Origin of the sequence: Parvularcula mediterranea (genome assembly GCF_013085255.1) — a bacterium.
Classification (GTDB): Bacteria; Pseudomonadota; Alphaproteobacteria; order Caulobacterales; family Parvularculaceae; genus Parvularcula; species Parvularcula mediterranea.
Genome location: NZ_JABFCX010000003.1, coordinates 1,117,599 through 1,142,948 on the forward strand (window position 1 = coordinate 1,117,599; position 25,350 = coordinate 1,142,948).

Consider the following 25,350-nt stretch of genomic DNA (forward strand, 5'->3'; position numbering starts at 1 on the left):
CCCCATGCATCTAACCCTGAAATCCGCCGTGGCGGCCTTGGCACTCGCAACGGCAAGTGCCGGGACGGCATCCGCTCAAGTCAGTGACCACATGGACGATTTCTGGGACGATCTCGCGGTCGCAGCCAACGTGACCGGGCCCTCGGCCTTCGAAGGTCAGCGCGCGGGGTACTACACCCTCGGTAATGTCTATGTCCGTACGCCCCAGCGAAGCCTCAACCCGGTGAATGTGCAGCTTCCGGGCTACCGGGCAGGCTGCGGCGGGATCGATATCTATGGCGGCGGGTTCTCCTACGTGAACTCGGCCCAGCTCGTGGCCTTCATGAAATCCGTGGCGAACAACGCCTCGAGCTTCGCCTTTCAGGTGGCCCTCGAGACCATCAGCCCGGTGATCGCCGAGAAAGTGGGTGAGCTTCAATCCGTCGCCCAGCGGATCAACCAGTTCGCCATGAACTCCTGCGAGAGCGGACAATTGGCGGTGGCCGCCGTCTGGCCGAAATCCGATCAGGCGAGCCGGGTGATCTGCGAAGCCTCCGCCGCCCGCCGCGGCATCTATCCCGACTGGGTGGCGGCCCGCCATGGCTGCGGCTCGGAAGGGGGCAGGACCAGCGTCCTCGCCGGTGCCAGCGCTGAAGAGACCGCAAGCCTCCCCCAGAACATCAACATTGCCTGGGATGCCTTGAAGAAGCACCCCGTCATCTCCGGCGATCGCGAGCTGATGCAGTTCCTGATGACGCTCTCCGGCACCGAAATCCTGCGTGCGGGCGCCGATGATGATGCCGCCCAGAGCTACCAGTTCCTGCCCTCCAAGATGCTGGACCCCGGGGTCATCACGGTGTTTCTCGATGGCGGCTCGGTGGACATCTATGCATGCGAGGATGACGGCACCGCCGATCGGTGCCTCGCGCCAACGACGGGCGGCGCGGTGACCATCGACGCCGCTGATGGCCTCAGGGCCCGGGTCAGCCAGATGCTCGCCGACATCATGGCAAAGGTCCGGACCCGGACGGCCCTCAATGCCGAGGAGCGGGAGTTCCTGAACGTCACCTCGCTGCCCGTCTACAAGATGATCAACGTCCACGCCGCCTATGAGGGCGTTTTCGCCGATCAGACGATCCAGGCTTACGCCGAGATCATCGCTGTCGATCTCCTCTACGGGCTCTTCGATGACTTCGCCGAGCTTCTGTCCGAGGCCGGATCAACCGCGACCTCGGGCGATCGCGACGCAGTGGCCAACTGGCGGGTGCAGCTTCTGAAGCAGCGGGAGTTCCTGGTGCAATACCAGATCGAGAACAACGCCCGGACTGAAGTGATCGAGCAGGTGATCGCGCGGACCCAAGGGATCGAGCGGCAGCTCGCAGGCCAGCTCTCGAAGGATCTCGCCGATGCCTATCAGTTCTCTCGCAACGCAGCCTACTGAGGAGCGAGGCCGGTGGAAGTCATCACCTATGGCGGCGGCGCCTTTATCCGTGACATGTTCAATGCGGTGGCGGCGATCGTCGGGCTCGGTAGCTTCGGCTCGATCCTGAGGCTTTCGCTCCTTACCGGGCTCCTCTTCGTTCTTTTCCAGACCGCGTTCTCGATGAACTTCATGACCACCGTCAGGTGGTTCGTCGGCTCGCTGATCATCTATCTCTGTCTTCTGGTGCCCAAGGTGGAGGTCCAGGTGGTCGACCGCTTCGACCCCGGCCTGCCCGGCGCCAATGTCGAGAACGTGCCCCTGGGTCTTGCCCTCATCGCCAGCCTCACCACCACCGTCGGTGCCGAGATCACCGAGCAGACCGAGACGGCCTTCGGGCTCCCTGATGACCTTCAGTACCAGGACAACGGGTTCATCTATGGCTCGAAGATCTTCAAGGACGCGATGAGCTTCCAGGTGACCGATGCCACCTTCGGCCAGAACCTCTCGGGCTTCATCCGGACTTGCGTTTTCTACGATCTCCTCGAGCATCGCTATTCGGTGACCGAGCTTCGGGAAACGAACGACCTCTGGGAACTTGTCACCGAGACCTATCCTCCGAACCCGGCGCGGTTCTACGAATATGTCACGGGGCCGGGCACCACCGAGGTCCGCGATTGCGAAACCGCAGCGACGGATCTCGGCGCCCTCTGGGAAGCCGAAGCGGACCGGATCGCGACGATCTACGGCAAGCAGATCGCCCCGGAAATGACCGAAGCGGCGGCCCAGGCGCTGGTCCTAGGCTCCCTCACCGATGCCCATGACTTTTTCTTGGGCTCGGCGCGGGACGCCGGTGAGCAGATCAAGCAGGCAACCCTTGGCAATTTGATCGACAAGGCGGTGCGCGACCAAGGCGCCGAATTGGGGGCCGATGCGCTTCTCGATGCCTATAGCCAGGCGCGGACCGAAGCGGAACAGGGGAGGGCGATCAGGGAAGGGGCCCGGCTTGCTGAGCGCTGGGTGCCTCTCTTCAGGACCGTGGCAGAGACGCTCTTCTACGGCCTCTTCCCGATCCTCTTTCCGCTGTTCCTCCTGCCCGAGGTCGGCTTCCGCATGCTGAGGGGCTATGTCAGCGGCTTCGTCGTGCTGATGGCCTGGGGGCCGCTCTATGTCATCCTTCACCGGATCATGATGGGCACCGCCAGCGCGCGCTCACTGGGCGCGGCGTACACGCCAAGTTCCGGCGAGGAGATCACCCTCGTCACCCAAAGCGGGATCGAAGCGGTTCATGCCGACATTGCCATGATCGCGGGGTACATGACGCTGATGATCCCCTTCGTCGCCGGCGCGCTTGGCCGCGGGGCAGGGGCAGCCTTCTCCGGGCTTTCGCAGACGCTTCTCCATCCTGCACAAACCGCAGCCCAAGGCGCCGCCCGCGAGGTCTCAACCGGAAACCTGAGCCTCGGAAACACCCAATTCGACACCCACCGGTTCTCGAGCGTCGATGGCAACCGGCGGTCCACGTCCGGCTTCGTCGATACAGGAGAGATGAGCTGGAACACCTCCGAGGGCGGACGGATGCGGCGCACCGGGTCGGGCGCCTCGGTCTATGATGGCCGGAGTGCGATTTCCGCCGGGGGCACCCGTGTGGACTATTCAGGCGGGCTCGCCACGGCCCTCCAGTCCGAGGCAAGCGTTTCCCTCGAAGAGCGCGATGCAGCGGCGCAGCGTTCCTCGACGGCAGTCTCAGCGCTCGCCCACCAGATCGGCGATGTGGGTTGGCAGGTGAGCAACGGCCGGTCCTTCGAAGACGCCACCGGCTTCAGCCTCGATACGCGCGGTACCAAGAGCTTCAACGAGCTTGTGTCGAACGCCAGCCGGTTTGCGGAGCGGTTCACTGAAGGCAAGGACCAGGAGTTCGCCTTCCAAGCCTATATGCAGGCTTCGGCCTCGAAGCGTTTCGGCGTGCCCCTAGTGGGCGGGCTCAAGGCCGAAGCCGGTGCCCGCGGGTCGGCTGGGTGGTCGGCGCGCCGGGGTGAGATCTACGAAGCGGCCATGGATGCATCGCGTACGGATACGTCGGCCAAGGCCTATGACGATATCCTCCAAACCTTCGACCGCGACAGCACCTCGGAGACCTCGAGCCAGTCGTCGAACTGGCGGGAGGCCTTTGCTGCCAACCTGCAGGAGTTGAACAGCGCGTCCCAGGACCAGGAGCACTACACGGCGCGTTCCGAAGCGGCGCGGGAGCTCGCGAGCCGCGTCGAGCGGGAAGCGGCAGGGTTCACCGCGAATTGGGACAATGCCTTCCTCGAGCATATGGCGGAGCAGGACCGGGGCGATGGCCATGCCGTCGGCATGGAGGAAGCCAGCCGTCGCTGGACCTCGGGCGATCTTGATGACCGGATGTGGGTGGAGCGTGAGGCGCGAGAGTTCATCGATACGCAGGCTGATCAGCTGCTGGAGCTTCCGGAAGTCAATGGCTATGCTGGCCCTGCGAGCCTGCCCGATGCTGTCCCTTCCTCGTTCGATGACGTGCGGGCGGTAGGTGCCGATAACATGAGTGAAGCTGAGAGAAGGCGCGCTAATCCGCCTGGCGCAGAGCTATCCTCTCCTGAGTTTGACGGGCGCCGCGCCGACGCCACGGCTCGAGGAACGGCCGCTTCCGCTGATTTCAATCGCACGATGGTTGAGCGTTCGTCCGATGACGGAGAGAGGACGGGACAGCTCCGCAGGTTCACGGTTCAGTCGCGGGTTCAGGATGGGCGTGACGGCGAATGGGATGCGTTTGCGCGAAGCGAGCCTGACGATATGCCGGAGGAGTATTCGGACATTTGGAGGAAGTCGAAACGGCTGCCGGGTCTAGGAGGCGCCCCGATAGATGGCGATAGTCAGCAAGCGGATGAGAATAGGATGCCGAGAGAGCAACGGATGAGTAGCTCCGATCATTACGAGACTGGAGCTTTGCTTCTCGGGGAGGATTAAGCTGCTGGATCATCGAGCGACGATGTATCGATCCGCAAGTTTGAGTTCGGCTTCATGGGCTCGCTTCACTGCAATATGAAACGCCCCGAAAAAGAAAGCTCCGACCGCCAGCGGCAAAGTCGATCCTAACCAGAGAAGCCAGTTCGCGCTTTCGCCAGGCCCCTGAACCAGCAAAACGATTCCGCCAACCGTTGCGGATAGCGATGCCGCTACAAAGCCCCACTTGAGAACCCAGAAGAACCACACCCATAAGATGCCATACTTCGCGTACTTCGCATTCCACGCGTAGCCGGCGTGGAGCGAGGTCTGGATCTGATCGCGAAGGACGGAATCGAAGCCGTCGGGGCTTGCGCCTAGCCGCTGCAGCCGTTCGGCTTCCTCATCGCTCTCGTGCTCTTGGGTCATAATCTTGCCTACCACATCAGGCGATGAAAACAAAACCGGAACGCCTTTCTAAAGGCTGATCTCCGCGCCAGCGTCAGGTTCGTCACGATCGGCTGCCGGTGGTTCTGTTGTGCTCATGCTCGGTGCGGCTTCACCATCGTTACTGGCCTCGGCTGGGTCCGCAGGCCCTGGCTCCTGGTCAAGCCCGGTCAGCTCTTCCATTCTGGCACTTGCTTCGATGGCGGACGTCTTGAGACCCGTGTTGCGATGGAGGGCATCAAGCGTTCGTTGCTTGTCGTCGACGATAACCGACACGGTGTCGGCGGAGCGCGAGATCCCGACATAAAAGGCGGTCTGGCTCGTGAGCTGGCGCTCTGAACTATCGATCACGGTGATGACGTCTTTTGCGGTCTGCCCCTGGGAGGCGTGGGAAGTGACAGCGTAAGCATGGGTCAGCGCCTCGAGCGCCGGGTCCGATCGCTCAAAAACACGCGGCTCGCCATTGGTCTGTAGGGTGATGGTCTTATCGTCGAAGCTGAGCACGGATGCTCGGTCCAACGCGGCGATCCCGCTCGATGGATCACTCCGGGCAAACATCAAACGATCGCCCTCGCGTATGTCGAGCTTTGCCCTTTGGAACACCGAATAGGGAAGGGCGTCTTCTTTTCCGGTGAGCTTGCTGAGGGGGAGCGTCTGCTGGCGCCCCCGGCTATTGACAAGCGTCACCGTGCCTCGTTGCTCGTCGACGGAAACAACCCTCCGCTGGTGCCCGGGTTTGACGTTGAGCTGGTCAACCCGCCGGTGAAACTTCAGCATGTCGCCCGGATCGTAGCTCCTTGCGCTTTCCGCTTCCGCCCGCGTCATGTCCTTCTGAAGCGCAACGCCGACACTGGTGGCTTCAGAGCCAAGCCGTCCATCTTCGATCATCGCGTCCCGGATCTCAGCGTTGATCGCACCCCTCAACCGGTGCCCCGGCGCCACGATGAGAGCGGCGTCCTGCCTTTCTTTCGGCAAGGCTTTCCACGCTGACGCCGCCGCCTCCGCCAGAGCGCCGGGGGCCTCGGCGATGTTGCCCTCGATCCGCTTCATGGCCCTTGCCACGTGGCCCTCAGCAGCAGCTTCGACGGCGCGCCTTTGGTTTTGGTGCTGAGCGTCCCGGGGGAGGCGAACGACATCCTTCATTACGGTCGTGGTCATTCCGTTCCTCTGGGCCTGATCGAAGGGCCGCCCGGCTTCGATGGCGCCGTGCTGCCTCCGGTCGCCGAGGAGGACGAGGCGAGAAGGCTCCAGGGCCAGGATGCGCTCGAGAACCAGGTTCATCGACTTGGTCGAGAGGAACGAGCTTTCGTCCACCAGGACGATCCTTCCCGCAAGCGACCCTGGGCCCCGCCCCTGTTTGAGGTCCGTCAGAAAGCGCGCAACGGTCCGGGTTTCGATCCCTCCGCCTTCGGAGAGGCTGCGCGCTGCCGAGTGGGTGGGTGCGAGACCGAGCATGCCTGGCCCCTCGCGTCCCGAAGCGTTGCCCAGGTCGCGGGCCAGCTCCGACGCGTGGCGCATCATGGTCGTCTTGCCTGTCCCCGCATAGCCCTGGACGCCCACCAAGCGATCGGTGCCGCCAAGGATGGTGGTGATGGCCGATTTCTGACCGGGCGTCAGGGACGTTCGGCTGAGAGCGCTTTCCAGCTCCGAGTGACCGACGAGCGGATCGGTCTTTCCCGCTCCCCGGACGAGCGCATCGGTACGCTGTTCCTGGGCGAAACTCCTCGCGGTGGTGGCCTCGGCGTCAGGGTCAGCGGCGTTCACCCGCACGAGCTTGCGTTCCCGCAAGGCCATCAGTTGACGGTCGATATCCTTGAGCGTCAGGCCATCGGCGCCGTGTTCCAGCGCTGCGCGCCGTACATGCTGCGCTGAGAAAGCGGCTTCGCGTTCCTCCAAATGCCGGATACCGAAACTCACCGCCGCACGTGCAGCCTCGCTTCGTTCGCTGGTGAACCCGCGGCTGCGGTAGGGATCGTCAGCTTGTGAACTCAGCGATCGGCTTGGCTTGAAAAAGCGGTGCCGGAGCTCGGCGAACGCAGCGGCCAGAGGACCCCGCGGGGCTTCTTCGCTGAGCGGCCTCTCGATGTCGCCGGTTCGCTGCCGGTGCACGGCCGCTTCCGCAACGCGATGAAGCTGGTCCGTCCACGGCCCGCCGCGCTCTTGCCACGCAACCGTTCGCTCATCCTGCGACATCGTCGTCTTCGATGGGCGGGACTTGAGAGCGACGGCTTCCCGTGTCTTCGGAGTGTCGTGGTCGAGCTCTTTCGATATGCTCCTGATACGTTCTGCGCCGCGCGAGAATTCAGAACGGGCTTCGGCTGGCACCCCTTCAATCGAATAGGCCCCCGATCTGCCGTTCTCGAGTTTGACCTTGTAGCCGAGCTCTCGGAGTTGCTCCCGCATCGCGGCATCGTAAGCGAGACCGGCAAGCTTGGCGTGACGGAACATCGGGTCATTGTGGAGGGCCCGCCAGCGGCCATCCTCCGTTTGGGTCATGTTGGCGATGACGGCATGGGTGTGAAGCTGCGGGTCCTTATCTCGCGAGATATCGTGCTCGAACTTCGCGACAACGAGGTTGCCGGTCCTGAGGGGGACGGGGGCTTTGCCGTCCTCACGCACGCGGGCGGCGGCGAGGTTTCGTTCGGTCCATGTGAGGGTCTGGTCCACCGCTGTCCGGTGCGCCCCGAGGATACGCTTGTCGCCGCCGAGATAGAGCAGAAGCGAAACGTCCTTGGGCGGAGAAAACGTCAGATCGATGCCCGGGCGGTGGGTGCGAGCCTCGGCCGCCTCGGCAGTTTCGTTCTCCCGCTGGCCCACCCGTTTGCCGTCGAGGGTTTCGCCGCGGAGGATCCGCTCGAAGGTCTTGGTATCAACAGGGCCGCTGAGTCCAAGCGCACTGGCCCCGCGCCCGAACCAGGCTGAGGGCTCAGCGTCATCCTTGTCCCGCGCATAGTAGTTGTCGCGGCCATAGTAGGATGCCCCGGCGGACGCTGAGCTGATCCCTGAAATCGATGCGACGATGACCAATTTGGATGGAGCGCCGGTGAAGCGGGGACACTGTAGGCGGTCCCAAGGCATTGTGAGCGGGCTACGTCCGGCGCTGCAGCATCAACGGCGGCCGCCCCGGCCTTGCTATGCAGAAAAGCAAGAAAACAGCCATTCCTTGTTTTTTGACAGGCCGCGTGCTATCTCCTTCCCACAAGGAGACTGCCATGGAACTGGTCCGCGAAGCACCGAGCCGCGTTAATGACGATCCCACCGGCATCGGTGACGAAGGCGGTGCTGCGATGGCGCGTGCATCAGTGAACCTCTTCCGCAAATGGGGGCTCACCGACGCCGAGGCGTGCACGCTGCTTGGCGGTATCTCGCCCAGCAAATATGCCAAATGGAAACGCGGGGAGATCGGCCGTCTGGGCGTCGATCTCAAGACCCGGCTGTCGCTACTCATGGGCATCCACAAGGCGCTGCGCATTTTGTTCACCGAGAACGACCGCGCCTATGGCTGGGCTAGCACACCCAACACCGACTTCGAGGAGCAGCGTCCACTGGACATCATGCTGCGGGGCAGCCTGATGGACCTTTACGCCGTCCGCCAATATCTCGACGCCGCCCGCGGTTGGTGATGTCCGAGGGCAGCGCGGGGGGGCGAGCAGATCCACCAGTCCGCCGGGTTCGGTGGAAGGACGCCCGGCGGATCATCTCGACGCGGCACCCGCCGGTCGATCTCTTCGAAGACATCGCTGACCCGTCGGACTGGGACCTCATCGCCGCAGAGGAGGCGAAGACCAACCCCCGGCTCATGGAGCAGATCGGACGATTGGCCCTAGTTCCTCCGGCGCGCTGGGTCAGTGGTCCGGGGGCATCGTACCTGATGGCGCCGTTCGTCCATATCAGCTCTGCCTATGCCGGACGGTTCGATGACGGAACATTCGGTGCTTTATACGTCGCCAAGTCGATCGAGACAGCCATCGCCGAAACGAGCCATCATCGCGCACGGTTCTATTGCGCCTCCAAGCAAAGGCCGGGATGGTTCTCCCAATTCAGGGAGCTGATCATTCCGATCAATCACAGGTTCCACGACCTCAGGGGCGAAAGTGGCTTTGCCGATGCGCTGAGTCCCGACGATTACACCGTTTCGCAGGCCTTGGCCCGGCGACTCAGAAGCGGAGGATCGGACGGCATCGTGTTCCCGAGCGTCCGCGACGCTGACGGTGAGTGCGTCGCCGCTTTCTGGCCCGACGTGGTCGGCCTGCCGATGCAAGGCCGTGCCCTTGCCTATCATTTTGACGGATCGATCATCGATCTCGTCCGCGATGAGACCAGCCGAGAGGTGTGGCGCTTGAACTCGAATGGGTAAGCTGGATCGAGCTAATGATCGACGAAGGGGACCCCACGGCTTCGAAGCGTCCGTCTTTCGCCAGAACGGGTAGGCGTCATCTGTTCTGACAGGAGGGCACGCAGAATTCGGGCGACTTTTCCTTTTATGACTTTGTCTCAAAGTATCCAATTGCGGACATGACAAGTAAGTCTCGCCACCAGCTGTGCGGGCTTTTACTGGCGGCAACGCAGACGATTAGGTGTCAGATTTCATTCTTCAGCAAAGACGTAACCATTCGTTCGTCCGTGCACCACTTCTCAAGAAGGCGAGGCGCCACCTGCACCGTCTCAGGGCAGGCCGCTCGTTGTTTAAGACAAGTGTTGGATTTCGCAGCCGGAGATGTCTGAAGTAACCGGGAGGCTAATCAGTCTGCAAAGCATCTAAACAATCAGAAGTCCGATAGATGTTGCGATGAAGAGAAGTCCCATCACGAGTTGAGCGATGTAAGCGCTGCTTCCGGTTGCGAGGAGTTTTGCCAGCCTACAGCCGACGAGCGTCCATAGCACGCTGGTCAAAGCTCCGATAACGGAAAATACTGTGACCATAACCGTCAATCGAAGGACCACTGACGGTGCAAGGGCGCTGAAAGCGGCAGCGCACGAAGCAGTCATGGCAAGAGCCTTCGGATTCGCCCATTGAAACAGTGCCGCTTCAATAGCTCGGAAAGGGCGCGCCGAAGTGACACTTGGGATGTGCCGAGTGACTGCACTGTGATCCTTAGCAGAAAGGCACAAGCTTAAGCCTAGCCAGAACAGCCAGCCTGCACCGATAACTTGCACGCCGATCGTGATGGCGGGCAGACCTTCAAGGACCAGCCCGAGACCGGCAATCATCGCTGACAGCAGCACCGCAAAACCGAGAACAACGCCGGTGATGTGCGGCAGGGTCTTTCGAAAGCCGAATACGCTCCCCGATGCCATCATCATCAGATTGTTCGGCCCCGGAGTAATTGAAGCTGTGAATGCGAATGCGATAAACGTCAGCAGCAGTTCGATCGACATCATAAATCTGCACCGGCCGATCGGCACGCGGGAACTGCGCTGACCATAGCCTGAAGTGATTGCTCAACGTCGCATTCGGTTGTCGCGGCCGACGACACGCTGATCCGCATCGCGTATCGCCCCTTCCATGTTGTTGGCCCTAGCCAAGTTACGCCGCTCTTTTGAATACTCTCCAAAGCAAGCTTTGTTTCTGCGTCGCTCGGAAGGGCGAAAACAACCTGGTTCAATGTCACGTCGTTCAGGATCTCATATCCCGCTCGCGAGAGACCTTGTGCGAAGCGCTCTGCGTGACGGCAGGAGCGGTTGATGAGGTCTTCAACCCCTTCACGCCCCAGCGTTGCCAGAGCTGCGTACCACTCCACCCCACGTGAGCGCCGGCTGAGTTCTGGCGTGAACCATTGCGGCTCCCGCACACCACCATCACGGATGAGATAGGTCGCGTTGACCCCATAAACGTCATGCACAGCCTCAGCATCGCGGCAGGCATAGATCGCATTGTCTTGCGGCAAGTTCAGCCACTTGTGGCCGTCAACACACCAGCTGTCCGCCAGTTCGACGCCATTGGTCATGGCCTTGGTTTGACGCGACCCACGCGCCCAAAGACCGAAGGCCCCGTCGATGTGGACCCACGCTCCGGCGCACTTCGCAAGGTCACAAACCTCTGAGAAAGGGTCCATGCTGCCGGAATTTATATTGCCTGCCTGGAGCAACACGATGGTGTGGTCGTCGAGTTCGGGCATCTGATTAGGGTCAAGGCGACCTTCGTGGTCTGTCGGCACATACTCAACTTGATCGAGCCCAATGCCCGCATAGCCAAGGGCACGGAAGTTCGTTGGGTGGCATTCCGTAGACGTAACAATTCTGAGCGGAGGACTACCGGCCAAGCCTTGGCGTTTCATATTCCAACCGAGCCTTTTCAAGACCGCGGATCTTGCTGCGGCAATAGCTGAAAACGTCCCCATCGTTGAGCCGGTTACAAAACCCACAACACTGGTGCGAGGCAGGTCCAGGAGCTCAAGCAACCAACGGCTGACCACGGTTTCCATCTCTGCTGCGGGTGGAGACAGGTTCCATGTGCCAGCGTTCTGATCCCAGGCCGCAGCGAGTTGAGCGGCCGCGATGGTGACAGGAAGCGCGCCACCCACAACATAGCCAAAGAAGCGCCCCCCTGTCGTCGCGACCGTGGCTGGGCTGCCCAGTCGATCGATGCGATCGAAGACTTCAAGTGGATCGCAGCTCCCCTCCGGAAGCTCGCTGTGAATGTCTTGGAGCGCTGACAATGCTTCAGGCGATGGTGCGACTGAACGTGCCTTGATATCCCTTGTGTAGGCGACGCTTGCTCGATGGGCGGCCTCCAACAATGAGGTGGTTTGGTTCTGCGTCGTCATTGGCCTAGAACCACTTCGGCAGCGTCGCGTTGCTCCTCAGCCGAACGCGTTAGTGTCGATTCGACCTCGCCCGTATGTGCGGTTGAAGACTGTTCGATCAGTACAATGAAGCATTCTTCTTCAGCTTGCGGGCAATGCTCCACACCGCGCGGCACCACATGCAAGTCGCCCGACTTCAGAACCACCGCTTCGCGGTCCCGGTAACAAATCTTCAGTTCACCTCGGAGGACTAGGAAAGCCTCGTCCTCCTCCTCGTGATGGTGCCAAACGAAGTTGCCCTCCACCCGGGCCACTTTGACCGAAGTGGCGTTTACATCCGCCACAACCATGGGAGACCATGTGTCCGGGCACAGTTCAGCTGCGGAAAGCAGATTAAGGGCTGACATTTCTTGCTCCTTCAGCGCGCAAAAGGATTGAGGTTTGATCCCAGGAAAGGGCGTGACAAACCATATACCTTGCTATATACCTTGTTATATGAAAGAGCAAGACGTATTGAAGGACCTTGGTCACTTGGCTCTTGCGAGCCGTTTGAAGCGGCTCGCAGAGGCATTGCTTGCTGATGCTTCCAAGATTCATTCAGAGAGCGGTGAGGTCCTTCAGCCGGGACAATTTCCGCTGATCGCCGCACTGGACAGATACGGGCCCATGTCAGTGAATGACTTGGCCGATACCTTAGGGGTCAGTCAGCCAGCGACAACACGTGCGGCATCTGAAGCCGTGAAAATAGGATTGGTCGCCTCTGGCCAGGCAGAAAACGACAAACGAGTTCGTGAACTATCACTTACGGACGAGGGGCGCGATTGTGTTGATCGGTTGAAGCGATCGATGTGGCCCCGGGTCGAGGCGGCAGCGCGCGACCTGACCCAAGGTCTATCAGGCGATATCCTTGAGAATGTGACTGAGATCGAGCGCCGACTGAAAGACCAGTCTATGTTGGAACGAGTCCGAGGCAACACGCTGAGAATTCTTCACTATACAGACGATATTGCTCATCATTTCCACGATATCAACATGGAGTGGCTCAGCGCGATGTTCACAATCGAACAACGCGACGAGGATTTATTAAAGCGCCCACGGAAAAATATTATCGATAAGGGTGGGCTGATCTTCTTCGTTCAAGATGGGGAAGCGGGGATCGTGGGAACCTGCGCACTTGAGCGCCAAGCCGACGGGTTCACCGAACTCACCAAAATGGGTGTTCGGTCTTCCGCCCGGCGCAATGGCGCGGGCGAGTTCTTGCTTCGCTTCGTGCTGGAACACACTCGGCAACTGGGCTGGCGAGACAAGCTCTTCCTGCTGAGCAATGAGCGAAACACGGCCGCCCTCAAGCTCTATGAGAAACTTGGTTTCGAACAGGATGGCGAGATCATGGAGCGGTTTGGTGGCCGCTACGATCGGTGTGACGTGGCGATGCGTTTTCGCGAATGATCGCCATTATCCAGCGTACGCAACATTAAAAAACCAAACCAGCAGTGCAGTAAAAAGATTATCATGTCAAAAGACCAAAAAGCAAGAGCACGTTCTAAGTTCGGCCCACGGGGCTCCAGCTGTCTAACTTCATTCTTAACAGCAACAGCTTTGGTGGGATGTGCCGCTGCACCAAACCTATCAACCGTTCGACAGATTCCTGACTTGATGACTGCGTTTGAGGTCGACGGATTGGCCGTCACGGCTGTCGCAGGAGACGATGTGCTCGTTTCCGAGGGGTTTGGAGTGAAGGCGAATGGTGACGCCTACACTCCCACCACGAAGTGCGGACTGTATTCAGCAACAAAAGTGTTGGCTTCTCTAACTTACGCGAAGCTATCCGGTGAAGGGGTCGTCAATCTCGAAACAGGGCTTGGTGAGTACTTGGTAGATGCGCCTTCCGACTGGCAGGCGATTCCCTTTTTCAGGTTGTTGAATCATAGCTCGGGCATCACGATGGCCGTGAACAAACCAGAATTCGGCACCATTGCTTCAGAGCCGTCATCCACGAACGAAGACATCTATCGCCTGATTAGAGGTGCTCCACTGGATTTCAACCCGGGCGAATTCTCCCGTTACCGACAATCAGGCTATGCTGTTGGTGAGGTCATCCTGGCTCGCAAGTTAGGTTTGACATTTGATGCCCTTGTTGACCGATACATCACGGTACCTGCGGGCATGACCAACACATCCCACCCCTCTGTGACCGACGAAACTCAGCCGTCGCTCATCCTGAGCGCGGGCGGCTATCAAACGACGGCAGAAGATATGTCGCGCTTGTTCTTGGGCCTCAACACGGGGGTCATTATCGATCCAGAAGACTGGAAAGAACTCTTACTCGACGAAAGGTATCTCTTCGACGATTACAGCCTCGGAAGTGTAATAGATAGTAGGAACAGTATACTGACGGTCGGTCATAGTGGTGGTGGCGCAAGGGCAAACATCCGGTATGCGCCTGATCAAAAAGTGGGTGTCATGGTCTGTACGGATGATACCTTCAACAACTGGCTCGCCATCACGCTGGCCAACATGCTGATTGACGAGATTACGTCTGGCGAGCCCCCCAAAACCCCGCTTCTGGTTGCGCTCGCTGGCTACTCTACGATGAGCGGTGAAGATGTGGTAGAAGCCTACCGAGCAGCTGCACGCCAGGGCGAGCGATACGATCTTTCAAACAGTGAGGGATTGCTCAATGCGATCGGCTACGACTTTCTGGCGCAGGAGAAGGTTGAAGACGCCATCGAGGTGTTTTCGCTGAACACTGAGCTGTTTCCCCTTTCAGCGAATACCCATGACAGCTTGGGCGAAGCCCTGCTGGCCGCTGATCGGCCAGAGGACGCATTGGCCGAGTTCAAGCGTGTTCTGGAGCTTGATCCCAAAAACTCTCATGCACGCGAAATGATTGAAAGAATCAAAGCCATTCTGCCATCGCGGCAAGAGGGATAACGCATACCAAATGACGGTGGGCTCGAAAACATCACTACTCGGAGTTCTCTGGGGGCAAGCGGCGCTCGCAATCCTGCTGTGCCGTGAGCAGCCCCAATGAAGACGTTTATTGTCGACGCGTTTACGGCCGATCCGTTTTGCGGGAATCCAGCGGGTGTCTGCTTTATCGACGATGCATTCGAACCTGGTAAATTCCTGCCGATCGCTCGTGAACTGGGGTTCTCAGAAACAGCATTTCTTCAAGCGACCGACAGCCCTGACACCTGGTTGATCCGCTTTTTCTCGCCGGTCATGGAGATACCGCTCTGCGGGCACGCAACAATCGCAGCCGCTGCGGTTCTATTTGAGGAAGCTGGGCTGCCCGCTTTGAGCTTCGTCAACACTGATGGTTTGCGCATCCCTATCCGACGATTAGGGAACGAAATCGGGATGGATTTTCCTGTCTACAAAACAGTGTCAGCGCACGTTCCAGAAAGTCTGTTGGAGGCGCTCGGTCTGGAAACTGTACGGAGCGTGCGCTTCAACGCTGAGACGAAAATTCTGATGCTGGAAATTGAGAAAACGGAGGTTCTAGGCAAGCTGCAACCTGATTATTCTGCACTCAGAGCATCGCACAACTCGATCAATGGGGTGTTGGTGACCGCAGCGTCGAATGAGGACCTGTATGATTACCATTGCCGCTATTTCTGGCCTTGGAGCGGCACCAACGAAGATCCCGCAACAGGAGGCATTCAAACTTTCTTGGCGCCATTTTGGGCAAAGAAGCTTGGAAAGCGTGAGCTGAGATCTTTCCAATCATCCTGGCGAACCGGTACGATGGCACTAAGCGTTCAAGAAGACTCAGTCCTCATCCGAAGCAACGCCCGCATAGTTTTAGCGGGTGAAACGCGAATATGAGACCCTTTTCGCATCGGTCATGTTGACGGTAAAAAAAAACGGAGTACCAAACTTCTCCGTGGTGTTCGCTTGCGTTGATCCAAAGAGCTCAAAGCCGAGGATTTGGAGTTAGCGAACTCGCCGACATCCCTGTACTTTGGATGTGGTCGCGCTCGTTGATCACCGAAAACACTTGCTCCTTCAAGAATTAGGTAGCGGGATCAGTAACGTAAGGCGGTAAACTGATGATGCTCGCTCCCTTTTCGGCGATGTTGCTCTTTTGCTGCTGTGTCCTTGCAGCATACCTCGTTCTCGCCCGTTCCGAAGCCCGGACCTCGAACCTGCTGTTCGCGGCCTTTCTGGTTTTGACCGCGTTTGAGACCTCTGGCTGGTACGCCCAAAGCTTTTGGGCAGAGCATCTGTTCGCTAATCGGTTCCGCTTCACGAGCGCCTTCTTGCAAATGCCGATGTTCTTTGGCTTCGTCGCCGCGGCGTGCTTCCGGAGTAGGCGCGTCCGTCTTGCGGATTGGCCGCACCTGTTGCCGTGGATGGTTGCGTCCGTTCTAGCGATCGCCTTGAGTTCAGGGGCTTGGGCACAGATAGTCGGCGTGCTGACGGCTTTCCTTCATCTGCAGTTTTTCGCCTATGCCGCCGCTTGCGTTTTGGTTTTGACGACCTTCCGTCAGCGTTACTTGGCTGAGTTTTCCGATGCGGGATCGCAGACATTTCTTTGGCTCAGCCGCCTCGTCGCGGTGAGCGTCCTCGCTCACCTACTGGTGGTGACAAAGAACGCTGCTATGATAGCAGGCGTGGGCCCCAACGCCCTGAGCATTCTGCAGCAGCTTGTCGCTCTCGTCGCGTTGCTTGTCGTCAGCGCGATCCTAATGGTTGCCCTTTTCCAGCCCGATACCTTTCGCGGTGTTGATCGCCGTTCGGTCCCGGTGGGCACCGGCGGCAAGGCAGCGCCGAGACAGTCCTTCGTGGGTGATCTTGAGAGGGTCCGTTCGGTGATGCGCGAGCGAGAGCTCTTCCTGAAGCCAGACCTTCGCGTCGACGAACTGGCGCTGGAAGCTAACCTCACACCCCGGGAGTTGTCAGCTCTTCTCAACCTCGAAGCTGGGGTGCATTTCTTCGACTTCGTCAACCAATACCGGATTGAACAGGCGAAGATTTTGCTTGTCGCAGCGCCCGAGAAAACCGTGGCTGAGATCATGCTGGCGGCGGGGTTTGTATCGAAGTCGTCGTTCAACACGGCGTTCCGAAAGCTCGCGAAAACGACACCCTCAGCTTTTCGCCTAGCCAATAAAGTTAAGGCAGAACAATATTTTGCGGAAAGTCGAACCTCCGAAATCGGGAAGCCGAACGACACGTCCCGCGCTGTTCCCTAGCTTCGACGGATAGCTACGGATCAACTCTCGATGATACTTCTCCGTAAGACGCCTTGCGCACTTCTGGTCGCTCTTTTCCTCCTCACGGCCTGTGCGTCGGACGGTGGGACAACGTCCGCAAAATACGATTTCTCAGACAACCTCGCTACTTGGGAGAGAGAGGGAGCGCCGGGGTTAGCGCTCGCGGTGATGATAGAGGGGAAGGTTGTCTACGCGGGCGCTACGGGCTTAGCGGATGTCGGCCACGACGTGACCATCACTCCGACAACAGTGTTCCACGGAGCATCGCTGACGAAGCAGGTCACGGCTCTTGCGATCGCAGAACTCGCATCTGAGGGCAAGATTGACATCGAGGAGGATATTCGGACCTACTTGCCGGAACTGGCGTATCGCGGCCCTGAGATCACGGTGCAACATTTGCTCGACCACATGTCGGGCCTCCGCGAAGCGTCCAGCCTGTCTGCCATGGCCGGGTGGCGACGCGGCGATGTCTTCAGCGAGGACCAGCGCCAACGCTTGTTAGAGAATCAAGTGTCCCTCAACTTCGCGCCTGGCGCTCGGGTTGAGTACAGCAATTCCGGCTATGCTCTTCTCGGTGAGATCATCGAGCGAACCACCGGCGTGTCCTACCGTGAGCATTTGCAGGGAGCGTACTTCGATCCACTTGGCATGACACAAACGATCATGCGTACGGATCTTTCTGAGATCATTCCGCACAGGGCGATGTCTTACCAGCCTACCGGCGATGGTTTCTTGCGGGATGACCTGCGATACGAGCTGGTTGCATCTACCGGGATCCAGACCACAGTGCTGGATCTCCTCATCTGGGCGCGTGCACTTAACGAGCAGACCGTGGGTAGCGTGGACGCGTGGCGTATTTTTGAAGAACGGACATTCGCCCTGTCCGGTGACGCGGCCACGCTCGGGCGCGGACAAGAGAAGCGCTCCTACCGCAGCCTTGAAACTTGGTCCCATGGCGGGACCGATGCAGGTTACCGTTCCTTTCTGATCCGTGTGCCAGGTCGAAACTTCGCCGTTGCAGTGATGAGCAACCGCTTCGACGTTGATACAGCAAAGTTAGCCTATGGCATTATTGACGATATCTTCTTCGGCAGTCCTCGGGAGCCCGCTGAATTTCAGCCTGCCTCATCTGCTGATCTTCAGGCGTATGCAGGAGACTATGAATTGTTCCCTGGTGTGATCTTCTCGATCACGACCGACGGAAAGGCGCTGTATTTCGCCCCTTATGGCTCTACGGAAGGGGCCCCAATTCCCCAAATTGGTCCGCGGAGGTTTCTCGTGGGAGGAACAACCGATTTATCCATAGCTTTTGATCGGCCCGTGGGCGGCAAGTCACCGGGATTTGCTTGGACCCTCGGACTGCACGGCAGTATCCCCGGTATGCGTCTGAACATTGAGCCGGTCGATCCCGATGCCATCGATACATCAGCCTATCTCGGGCGATACTATAGCGAAGAGCTTGATGTTTTCTTTGACGTGAGTACAGAGGACGGAGCACTTGTTTTGCGCCATCCTCGCGTTGGAAGCTCTTCATTACTACCGTTTACAGAGGATGTATTCTTCGGTGACGGACCGGTCCAGGAGGTTCGCTTTGTTCGTGGACCAGCCTCTCGCGTGAGTGGTGCTCTCTTCTCAAACTCACTCGCGGATGATGTATGGTTCCAGTTGCAACCTTCGGCCCGATGATGAGTGTCGGCGGGGGCTACGATATGTCGAACGTGCTGAGCAGTATTCAGCAAGCAGCATCGCCACCTTGTCCTATCCGCGTGGTGCTAGGTCATGTCCGCAAATGCGCCTTCCGAGACTTGGTCTGGCGAAAGCTCACTCTCCGCAAGAAGCGAATGGTGCTCCTTGCAGCGTGAGTGTCTGAGTTGAGGCGAGTTTAAGCCTCTGACCGACGGACGAACAGTCACCGTTCCACTAGGGGAGACGAACTCCAAAAACCCATCTTGACACCGCTTAGTTTGCTCCTATCTTAACGTTGCTTAGATAGGAGCGCGATTCCATGCCTAGCGCGGCGAAAAACAAGGCCAATGGCTATCATCATGGGGATCTGAGGGCCGCCTTGATCGATGCTGCGATGGTCATCGTGGAAAAGGATGGAGCGAGCGCACTTTCACTGCGCGGTGTTGCAAAAGCAATCGAAGTGTCTCCCGCAGCGCCTTATCATCACTTCAAAGACAAGCAGAAATTGATGGCCGCTATCGTGGAGGCAGGCCTCAAGAAGTTTAATCAGGCATTGGAAACGGCGGCGAACGAGGCAGACTGTCCCCACAAACAGTTGCGTGACCTTGGGGCTGCTTATGTCGTTTTTGCAGCCGAGAATCCTAAGCTGTTTGAGCTGATCCAGACGCCAGACTTTGCAGGAAGCACTGCGCCCGAAGGGCTGGTCGCTGAGCGCAGCAAGAACTTCAATATACTGTTCGAAACGATCCGTGTGTGCATGCCGTCTGCATCCGAGCGCCAGCTCCGGACCGCCTGCGCCGCCGCTTGGGGACTGGTTCACGGCATCGCCGTGCTGGCCATTGATCAAAGGTTGAACGCAGTTCTGCCGCACGAAGACCTGGGTCGTACGACGACAGAACTTATTGAACAGATCAATTTTGCCAAAGCTATCGGGAGTGGCTTTCAATGACGACACCTCTAATCATCATTACAATTCTATTCGGGCCGACGTTGGTCGGGGCAGCGATCGGCGCAATGGTGCAACGGCCTCATCTGTACCGACTAGGCGCCATCATCGGACTATCCGCAGCGTTCATTTTTTTCGCCGTCGGGCACTTTGTCATGACGGAAGGAATGATCGAAATGCTGCCACCGTTCGTCCCTCACCGTTTACTGCTTGTCTACGCAACGGGGGTCTTGGAAGCGACGCTCGGTTTAGCGCTTCTGGTACCGGCATGGAGAAAGCGCGGTGCACAGCTTTGTATCCTCGTTTTGATCCTGTTTTTCCCAGCAAATGTGTATGCCGCGCTGAACGAAACGGGTTTGGGCGGGCACCAGTGGGGTCCGTCCTATTTGTTGATCAGAACACCCCTGCAAGTCCTGCTGATTGGCTGGGCGTACTGGTTTGGTGTCCGCGAGACCACATCTGTTCGGCCTCACCAACGATCCGTAGACGGAACCAATTGATTGTGCGTAGCACTCAGAATTCCGCCAACCCTGAAGGGTAGGTTTTTGAGCCTAAGATAGTCACTGCGAGGATGTCACTATGAATGTTGTCGACGTACTAGGAATGCTTGCGGGCAATCCAGAGGAAACGTTTCTTGAGTTTTCTGCATTCAATGGTCGAAGCTTTGGTACATGTAGCTTCACTGGGGTATCCCCGGGTTGGGAGATGCATCCAGATACTGACGAATTCTTTTATGTCATTGAGGGGGCTGTCGAGATTACCCTCCTCGAGAAAACAGCGCAGCGCTATGTTGCGCCGGCCGGTTCTTCCTTCGTTGTCCCCCGGGGTATCTGGCATAAACCTGGCGCACCGAATGGCGCAAAGTTCATCTACTTCACGCCTGGACAGTCGCTTTATTCAGAACAGGAAGATCCCCGCGTCGAACGTCATGCGTCGGCGCTTGGCCCAGAAGGTCAGGCTGCGCGATGATTGTCTTCGGCACACTGATATTCTTCAGCGGCAAGATGGGTGCTGGCAAAAGCAAAATGTCCGCCGAAATTGCCCGCGAACGAGGCGCTGTCCTCATCTCAGAAGATGAATGGTTGGCCAATTTGTTCCCGGGCGAGATCAAAGATTTTAGCGACTATGCTCGTTACTCGTCGCGACTAAAGCCTTTGCTGAAGGTCCATGTGGAACAGATTTTGATTTCAGGTACCAGCGTAGTTTTGGATTTTCCGGGTAACACGAAAAAGCAAAGGGCGTGGTTCAAGGAGATCTACGGGCCACGTGGTATCCCGCATCAACTTTACTATCTCCAAGTTGACGACGATGTTTGCTTGAGACGGCTGCAAGAACGTAGAAAGGAGCAGCCTGAACGGGCAAATTTCGACACGGAAGAGGTCTTCAGAGAAGTAACGCGATACTTCGAGCCGTCAGAAGAATCAGAAGAATTCAACGTAACGGTCGTCTAAAGCGGGCATGTTTAGGAACACCGCTGTGCAGACTAGTCTTCGGCATCATTTGTTTTTGATTTCCGCTTCTTCCGAGACGTCAGCATTTCTGTCGCAACCGCGGCGATGGCCACGACGAACCACTGCAGCGACCACCGTTCAACGTTGCCCTCCTCCGCAAACCACCCAACTGCGCGTGCAACAGCAAAAGCAAGTTGGCTGGTCACCATCACACTGGCCACGATAAAGGCCAAGCGGATGCGCTGTCCTGGTTTTTCCCCTGACCGCGCTTGGGGTTTCGCAGCGAGAACTGCAACGGCTGCAGCCAGGATGAACAGCCCTGCCAGAAGAGCTTTCCAGCTCTGAGCAGGGTCTACGATGGATAGCACAACGGCGCAGAACGCTACCGATGTGACCCCAGCAACAACTACCGGAGAGAGCAAATTGGCGATTGGCTTCAGAGAAAACGCCATGCGGAACCCTAGCGCAATTCATCATCGTGAACCATCTGCGCCGAAACAGACGGACCCATTTTGGTCAATTCAGCAACAGGAGCAGTGACAATGATCCAGCAAAAACCAAGACCGCGGTTGATCGGCGTACTGTATCTAACACTCGCGATTCTGGCGGGCTGGTCGTACTTTGCAGTGGTCACCCCCGCTGCAGCAGGACTTCAGGCGGACATTTCCGTGTCGACACTTCGACTTGGCCTGCTCGCCATGGTTGTTGTGCAGATCATCGATTTGCTTATCGCGTTTCTCTTGTACCAGCTGATGCTTCCCGCTGGGCGCTTGTTAGCCGGCGGCATGATGGGACTACGGCTCCTCTACGTTATTGCCCATATCGTACCTCTGGTGGGCCTCTTCAGCGCTTTGTTTCCTACTGTGGAGCTAGCAAGCCTACAGGAGCGCTTCGCAGCCTACGATGCTGGTTTCACGCTTTCGCTCGGAATTTTTGGCTTGCATCTGATCGTGCTGGGTGTGTTGATCTTTCGATCCACCTTCCTCCCGAGCTTGCTCGGCCTCGGCTTGATCGCAGCGGGCCTCGCCTACGGTGCGGACACGCTCGCTCTTACGCTGTATGCAGACTATACTGTCCATGCAGCGACTATCCAACTTTTCGTGGGAAGCATCGCAGCATTAGGGGAAATCACGTTCCTGTTGTGGATCCTATTCGCCGGGGTGAAGACATTTGCGTGGCGTGCCCAGTTGCAGGATGCCTAGCGCAGTTCCTGCGCTAGCTAGGCCTGGGCACTGACAAGTCGAACAGCGTCCGTTTTGGGGCGTTCAGGGCCGCTGAGCTGATGTCGGGTTCTGCGCGTTTCTTCCCGTTCGTCTTAGATCTCAATATCCCAGCCGGGGAACCGAAGCGCCAGCGCATCTGACTCTTTCCGGTCCACTTCGTCGGCTGGCTGGTTTGGCGTTGTTGCAGTTCGGGTCTCGACAGGATCGAGATCGGTCAAATCCCTGCTTTCTTCCTCGCGACGATGGGAACGCCGTTTGCCAGGCGATTGGACCGCTGATCGCTGCACAAGGAGCTGATCCTCCGTCCTCGGTACGAAGGGTGCCGCTGCGTCCTCTCGCACCACCAGGGGCACGCCCACCTTCGCCAGCGGGAACCCCTCGGGCAGTTTGAGGAAGCCCTCCAAACTTCGAAGGTTCAGGATTTCTTCGGGAATGACGAGATGCTCGGTCTTCTCCTGGCGGGCGACCATCACCCCGTCGCGGATCGTGTTGGCGCCGAAGGAGACGTTTTCGTTGGACTGGGACCGTTCCTGACGACCGAGGAAATCCGCGTACCATTTGGCTGTATCCGCGTCCGACGCTGCGAGGATCAGCTTCGTCCGGCAGACCGAGGACAGAGATTGTGCCCCGTCGATGCCGTAGATCTGGCGGAGCTGGGATTGCGCCTGCAGGCCAAGAACGAAGGCGGCGCCGAACTGCCTGCCGCGGGCGAGGCCGTCCATGATCGAGGGGAGGGATTGAAGGGCTGCCACCTCGTCGAGGATGAACCAGATCCGCCGGAAGGGATCGCGCGGACGGGACATCAGCGCCCTGACGGCTGTGTCCATCCAGACGGTCAGGAGCGGTTTCAGAGTCTCGTGCATGTCGGCGCGGGAGGAAAGGAAGAGGGTGCTGCCCGCTTCGTCTTTTTCGATCCAGCGGGTCACCGAGAACGTCTCTCCTTCGGTTGGCAGGAGCCGCAAACCGTCGAGGTAAGTGCTGAGCATCATCCGCACGGAGTTCGTCATCTTGGGGCTGTCCGGCGAGATGATCGGGGCGGCGGGTGTTCCTTCGAAGAAGGCGCCGAGCTCGTCCAAACTGGCGGTAAGAAGCGTACGAACCAGCTCCTCGTTGGTCGCCTTGCCGTCCCCGACCAGAAGCTGCGCCGCTGTCGAGAAGACGAGCCGCGCGCTGTCCGCCCAGACGGGATCACCATGCATGCCGCGAGGGATCATAGCGGCGGCGATGGCGTCGAACTGGGCCTTGCTTTGAGCTTCCTCGAAGACCGACCAGGAAGGGGAGCGCGCGTCGAGGGGGTTGAGGATATGGTCCGTGCCCTCCCGGTAGAAGGGACCGATGAAGCCGCCAGTGAGGTCGAAGACGATGGCCCGGTCACCGGCCTCCCTGATCTGTTCGAGGAGGGCGGAGATGGCTTGGGTCTTGCCCGAACCGATGGTCCCGGAGATCGACGTGTGCTGGACCTCCGAGCCGAGGGGGTAGGGAATGCCCGCGAGCCTGTAGGTGGGTGCAGAGCGAAGGGCCTTCACCTCCCGTCGCCGGGCGTTGTTATGAGCCTTCACCTCGGCTTCTAGGGATCTGGCGTCGGTCATCGACGCACCCCGTTTGATATTGGTGCGGGTCAGCGTCCCGCCGCGTCGGACGAACAGTCCAACGAGCAACAGGAAGCCCAAGCCTCCGGCCGACCCGCCGATCATCAGCCATCGGAGGGTGGTCTTTCGGAAGCTCAATTCGTGCTCGGAGACGGCGCTGTTGGTGAGGATCACCGAGAGCGGAAAGGGGCGATGCTCGCCCGAGGCGGTGAGCATGTTGAGCTCGGTATGGAGCGGCGCGCGGAGGAGCCGATACCCGTGGGCTTCGTACCTCTTCATGGCGTAGTGGCGTTCCTCGGGCGAGGTGTTCGCCATGGTGCCGAGATAGGCGATGACCAACATCAGGCTGATCATCGCGCCGGCGAGGAAGCGGATCACCTGGCCGAACATGCGAAGGGTGTGCAGGGTAACCTGCCCGCCGCGCAGGAAGGTCTTGAGAGGTCCGTTCGTGTTCTCCGCCATCAGCTGATCCTCCCGTCACGGAGGATCGAGGCTTCTTGCCGGAGCCGCGTCTTGACGATCTCGATGGCGTCATCGAGTTCGCCGGAACGGTCGGACCGTCGGAACAGCTGCTCCATGCCCGCCCGGATCACCAGGAGGTCATCGGCGAGCTTCTCGGGGGGTAGGGGATCTTTCGAGAGGGCCAGCTGAACGAGCTTCTTCGCCATCTGGTTGGGAGCGATGCCGTGGGCTTTGGCGGCCTCTTCGAGGGCAAAGCAGTCCCTTTTGGGGAGCCGGAACTGGAAGCGTGTGCACTCGGTCATCGGGTCACCGCCTTTCCGAAACGCACCAGGGAGGGGGAGCACCGCAAACAACCCAAAGGATGGTCCCTGCATTCACGGCGCGGATCGGCGACAGTCCGTATCCGGCGGAAGCCGCGCATACTCTCCGCCAGCGGACCATGCGGATACAGTGCGCCGAAGCGGCTCGGTTTGACGGACTTGGCTTCCAACCCAGACGCTGACTGGCTTTGCCGCCCCAAGGCACCCTGTGCGTTGTGTGTGATCAGGCCAGGGCGGCCCCCTGGCCGTTCTCCGCCCCTACGCCCGATTGTCTTTCCGGACGAACCGGCACCTTGACAAAGGCGTGCTCGTCGCCGTTCCGGATCGGCGGGTTTCGGTCGTCCTTGTAGCCCGCGACGGGAGGTGTCCGACCCCTCAGAGTGGGACCTATCGACCAAAAAGGATTTAGCCGTGCCCGCCAAGAAGAACCCGATCGCCGAACTCGAAGCGCACCGCGCGAAGCAGGAAAGTCTCGCAATGAAAGCCAAGCAGCTCGAAGCGGATGCTGCCCAGCACCTCGGAAAGCTGGTCATGGGATCGAAGCTCCACACTTGGGAGCTCCAAACGTTGGTGGAGGTGCTGGCGAAGCTTTCGGAGTTCGGTCCCGAAGACAGCTTGCGGCGTCTGTCGCGAGGCCAGTGTAAGGCGTCAGCACCGGATCGTGGCGGCGATGCGAAGCCGGACAACGCCGAAGGGCCTTCGGGCCCCGAACAGACAGGCGCCAAAAGCCAGGTTTGAAGGAACAGGCAGCGAGCGGGGCCGCCATACGTCGGTAGAAAGTCCATGGGTTTGATCTCCTGAGGAGCGGAGATCGATCACCGGGCGAAAGCGGAAGCGAGATAGAACGGTTGTGCCGCGAGGTAAAGTCTCCGACGACGACGGTGGCGGCAGCGACCCCTAA

23 protein-coding genes are annotated in these 25,350 nt (G+C 59.1%); 15 read left to right on the forward strand and 8 right to left on the reverse strand.

Features of this window, described 5'->3' with window-relative positions; all coding sequences use genetic code 11:
- Nucleotides 1-4 precede the first annotated feature (4 nt).
- On the forward strand, nucleotides 5-1,420 hold the full coding sequence (locus HK107_RS14315; protein ID WP_173200986.1) for a conjugal transfer protein TraH: 1,416 nt from the start codon (nucleotides 5-7) through the stop codon (nucleotides 1,418-1,420).
- Nucleotides 1,421-1,432: 12 nt separating this feature from the next.
- Nucleotides 1,433-4,384: a conjugal transfer protein TraG N-terminal domain-containing protein gene (locus HK107_RS14320; protein WP_173200988.1), complete on the forward strand. Its 2,952-nt coding sequence runs from the start codon at nucleotides 1,433-1,435 to the stop codon at nucleotides 4,382-4,384.
- 9 nt (nucleotides 4,385-4,393) lie between these two features.
- Here the strand turns inward: HK107_RS14320 and HK107_RS14325 are convergent, their stop codons facing one another.
- The gene (locus HK107_RS14325) at nucleotides 4,394-4,789 is read right to left on the reverse strand and encodes a hypothetical protein (protein ID WP_173200990.1); all 396 of its coding nucleotides are present in this window, start codon (nucleotides 4,787-4,789) and stop codon (nucleotides 4,394-4,396) included.
- A 48-nt stretch (nucleotides 4,790-4,837) separates the two neighbouring features.
- Nucleotides 4,838-7,885, reverse strand: a complete 3,048-nt coding sequence (gene mobF / locus HK107_RS14330) for a MobF family relaxase (RefSeq protein WP_173200992.1) — start codon at nucleotides 7,883-7,885, stop codon at nucleotides 4,838-4,840.
- 134 nt (nucleotides 7,886-8,019) lie between these two features.
- Here mobF and HK107_RS14335 point away from each other — a divergent pair, with 134 nt between their 5' ends.
- Complete coding sequence (locus HK107_RS14335) at nucleotides 8,020-8,430, forward strand: MbcA/ParS/Xre antitoxin family protein (protein WP_173200994.1); 411 nt, start codon at nucleotides 8,020-8,022, stop codon at nucleotides 8,428-8,430.
- The gene (locus HK107_RS14340; RefSeq protein ID WP_173201545.1) at nucleotides 8,430-9,164 is read left to right on the forward strand and encodes an RES family NAD+ phosphorylase; all 735 of its coding nucleotides are present in this window, start codon (nucleotides 8,430-8,432) and stop codon (nucleotides 9,162-9,164) included. The genes HK107_RS14335 and HK107_RS14340 overlap by 1 nt, the downstream gene beginning before the upstream one ends.
- A 401-nt stretch (nucleotides 9,165-9,565) precedes the next feature.
- Here the strand turns inward: HK107_RS14340 and HK107_RS14345 are convergent, their stop codons facing one another.
- Genes HK107_RS14345 through HK107_RS14355 form a run of 3 tightly spaced genes read right to left on the reverse strand, consistent with a single transcriptional unit; the run spans nucleotide 9,566 to nucleotide 11,960 of the window.
- Complete coding sequence (locus HK107_RS14345; RefSeq protein ID WP_173200996.1) at nucleotides 9,566-10,186, reverse strand: LysE family translocator; 621 nt, start codon at nucleotides 10,184-10,186, stop codon at nucleotides 9,566-9,568.
- Nucleotides 10,186-11,574 carry a pyridoxal phosphate-dependent decarboxylase family protein gene (locus tag HK107_RS14350; protein ID WP_173200998.1) on the reverse strand — a complete coding sequence of 463 codons (1,389 nt, stop codon included), beginning with the start codon at nucleotides 11,572-11,574 and terminating at the stop codon, nucleotides 10,186-10,188. Before HK107_RS14350 ends, HK107_RS14345 begins: the two co-directional genes overlap by 1 nt.
- Nucleotides 11,571-11,960 carry a cupin domain-containing protein gene (locus HK107_RS14355; protein ID WP_173201000.1) on the reverse strand — a complete coding sequence of 130 codons (390 nt, stop codon included), beginning with the start codon at nucleotides 11,958-11,960 and terminating at the stop codon, nucleotides 11,571-11,573. The genes HK107_RS14350 and HK107_RS14355 overlap by 4 nt, the downstream gene beginning before the upstream one ends.
- An 88-nt stretch (nucleotides 11,961-12,048) precedes the next feature.
- On the opposite strand from HK107_RS14355, the gene HK107_RS14360 reads away from it, so the two are divergent.
- The 9 genes from HK107_RS14360 to HK107_RS14400 all read left to right on the forward strand — a co-directional run bounded on the left by HK107_RS14360 (nucleotide 12,049) and on the right by HK107_RS14400 (nucleotide 20,855).
- Nucleotides 12,049-13,002, forward strand: a complete 954-nt coding sequence (locus tag HK107_RS14360; protein WP_173201002.1) for a bifunctional helix-turn-helix transcriptional regulator/GNAT family N-acetyltransferase — start codon at nucleotides 12,049-12,051, stop codon at nucleotides 13,000-13,002.
- Between the two features lie 63 nt (nucleotides 13,003-13,065).
- On the forward strand, nucleotides 13,066-14,487 hold the full coding sequence (locus HK107_RS14365; RefSeq protein ID WP_173201004.1) for a serine hydrolase: 1,422 nt from the start codon (nucleotides 13,066-13,068) through the stop codon (nucleotides 14,485-14,487).
- Nucleotides 14,488-14,583: 96 nt separating this feature from the next.
- The gene (locus tag HK107_RS14370; RefSeq protein WP_173201006.1) at nucleotides 14,584-15,384 is read left to right on the forward strand and encodes a PhzF family phenazine biosynthesis protein; all 801 of its coding nucleotides are present in this window, start codon (nucleotides 14,584-14,586) and stop codon (nucleotides 15,382-15,384) included.
- 224 nt (nucleotides 15,385-15,608) lie between these two features.
- A complete protein-coding gene (locus HK107_RS14375) occupies nucleotides 15,609-16,751 on the forward strand; it encodes a helix-turn-helix domain-containing protein (RefSeq protein ID WP_173201008.1) in 1,143 nt (380 codons plus the stop codon).
- A gap of 30 nt (nucleotides 16,752-16,781) precedes the next feature.
- Complete coding sequence (locus tag HK107_RS14380; RefSeq protein WP_269815645.1) at nucleotides 16,782-18,458, forward strand: serine hydrolase domain-containing protein; 1,677 nt, start codon at nucleotides 16,782-16,784, stop codon at nucleotides 18,456-18,458.
- A 319-nt stretch (nucleotides 18,459-18,777) separates the two neighbouring features.
- Nucleotides 18,778-19,407 carry a TetR/AcrR family transcriptional regulator gene (locus HK107_RS14385; protein ID WP_173201012.1) on the forward strand — a complete coding sequence of 210 codons (630 nt, stop codon included), beginning with the start codon at nucleotides 18,778-18,780 and terminating at the stop codon, nucleotides 19,405-19,407.
- Nucleotides 19,404-19,904 carry a DoxX family protein gene (locus tag HK107_RS14390; protein WP_173201014.1) on the forward strand — a complete coding sequence of 167 codons (501 nt, stop codon included), beginning with the start codon at nucleotides 19,404-19,406 and terminating at the stop codon, nucleotides 19,902-19,904. The genes HK107_RS14385 and HK107_RS14390 overlap by 4 nt, the downstream gene beginning before the upstream one ends.
- Before the next feature lie 79 nt (nucleotides 19,905-19,983).
- Nucleotides 19,984-20,373, forward strand: a complete 390-nt coding sequence (locus HK107_RS14395; protein ID WP_173201016.1) for a cupin domain-containing protein — start codon at nucleotides 19,984-19,986, stop codon at nucleotides 20,371-20,373.
- Entirely contained in the window at nucleotides 20,370-20,855 is a 486-nt protein-coding gene (locus HK107_RS14400) for an AAA family ATPase (protein WP_173201018.1), read from the forward strand. The genes HK107_RS14395 and HK107_RS14400 overlap by 4 nt, the downstream gene beginning before the upstream one ends.
- A gap of 32 nt (nucleotides 20,856-20,887) precedes the next feature.
- Here HK107_RS14400 and HK107_RS14405 read toward each other — a convergent pair whose 3' ends face one another.
- On the reverse strand, nucleotides 20,888-21,307 hold the full coding sequence (locus HK107_RS14405) for a hypothetical protein (RefSeq protein ID WP_173201020.1): 420 nt from the start codon (nucleotides 21,305-21,307) through the stop codon (nucleotides 20,888-20,890).
- Nucleotides 21,308-21,397: 90 nt separating this feature from the next.
- Between HK107_RS14405 and HK107_RS14410 the strand changes: the two genes are divergently transcribed.
- Nucleotides 21,398-22,057 (forward strand): DUF4386 domain-containing protein, encoded by a 660-nt coding sequence (locus HK107_RS14410; RefSeq protein ID WP_173201022.1) that lies wholly within the window; start codon nucleotides 21,398-21,400, stop codon nucleotides 22,055-22,057.
- 113 nt (nucleotides 22,058-22,170) lie between these two features.
- On the opposite strand, the gene HK107_RS14415 is transcribed toward HK107_RS14410, so the two are convergent.
- Nucleotides 22,171-24,129 (reverse strand): type IV secretion system DNA-binding domain-containing protein, encoded by a 1,959-nt coding sequence (locus HK107_RS14415; RefSeq protein WP_173201024.1) that lies wholly within the window; start codon nucleotides 24,127-24,129, stop codon nucleotides 22,171-22,173.
- Complete coding sequence (locus HK107_RS14420) at nucleotides 24,129-24,431, reverse strand: hypothetical protein (protein WP_173201026.1); 303 nt, start codon at nucleotides 24,429-24,431, stop codon at nucleotides 24,129-24,131. The genes HK107_RS14415 and HK107_RS14420 overlap by 1 nt, the downstream gene beginning before the upstream one ends.
- A 429-nt stretch (nucleotides 24,432-24,860) precedes the next feature.
- Here HK107_RS14420 and HK107_RS14425 point away from each other — a divergent pair, with 429 nt between their 5' ends.
- The gene (locus tag HK107_RS14425) at nucleotides 24,861-25,187 is read left to right on the forward strand and encodes a DUF6437 family protein (protein ID WP_173201028.1); all 327 of its coding nucleotides are present in this window, start codon (nucleotides 24,861-24,863) and stop codon (nucleotides 25,185-25,187) included.
- The last annotated feature ends 163 nt before the right edge of the window (nucleotides 25,188-25,350 follow it).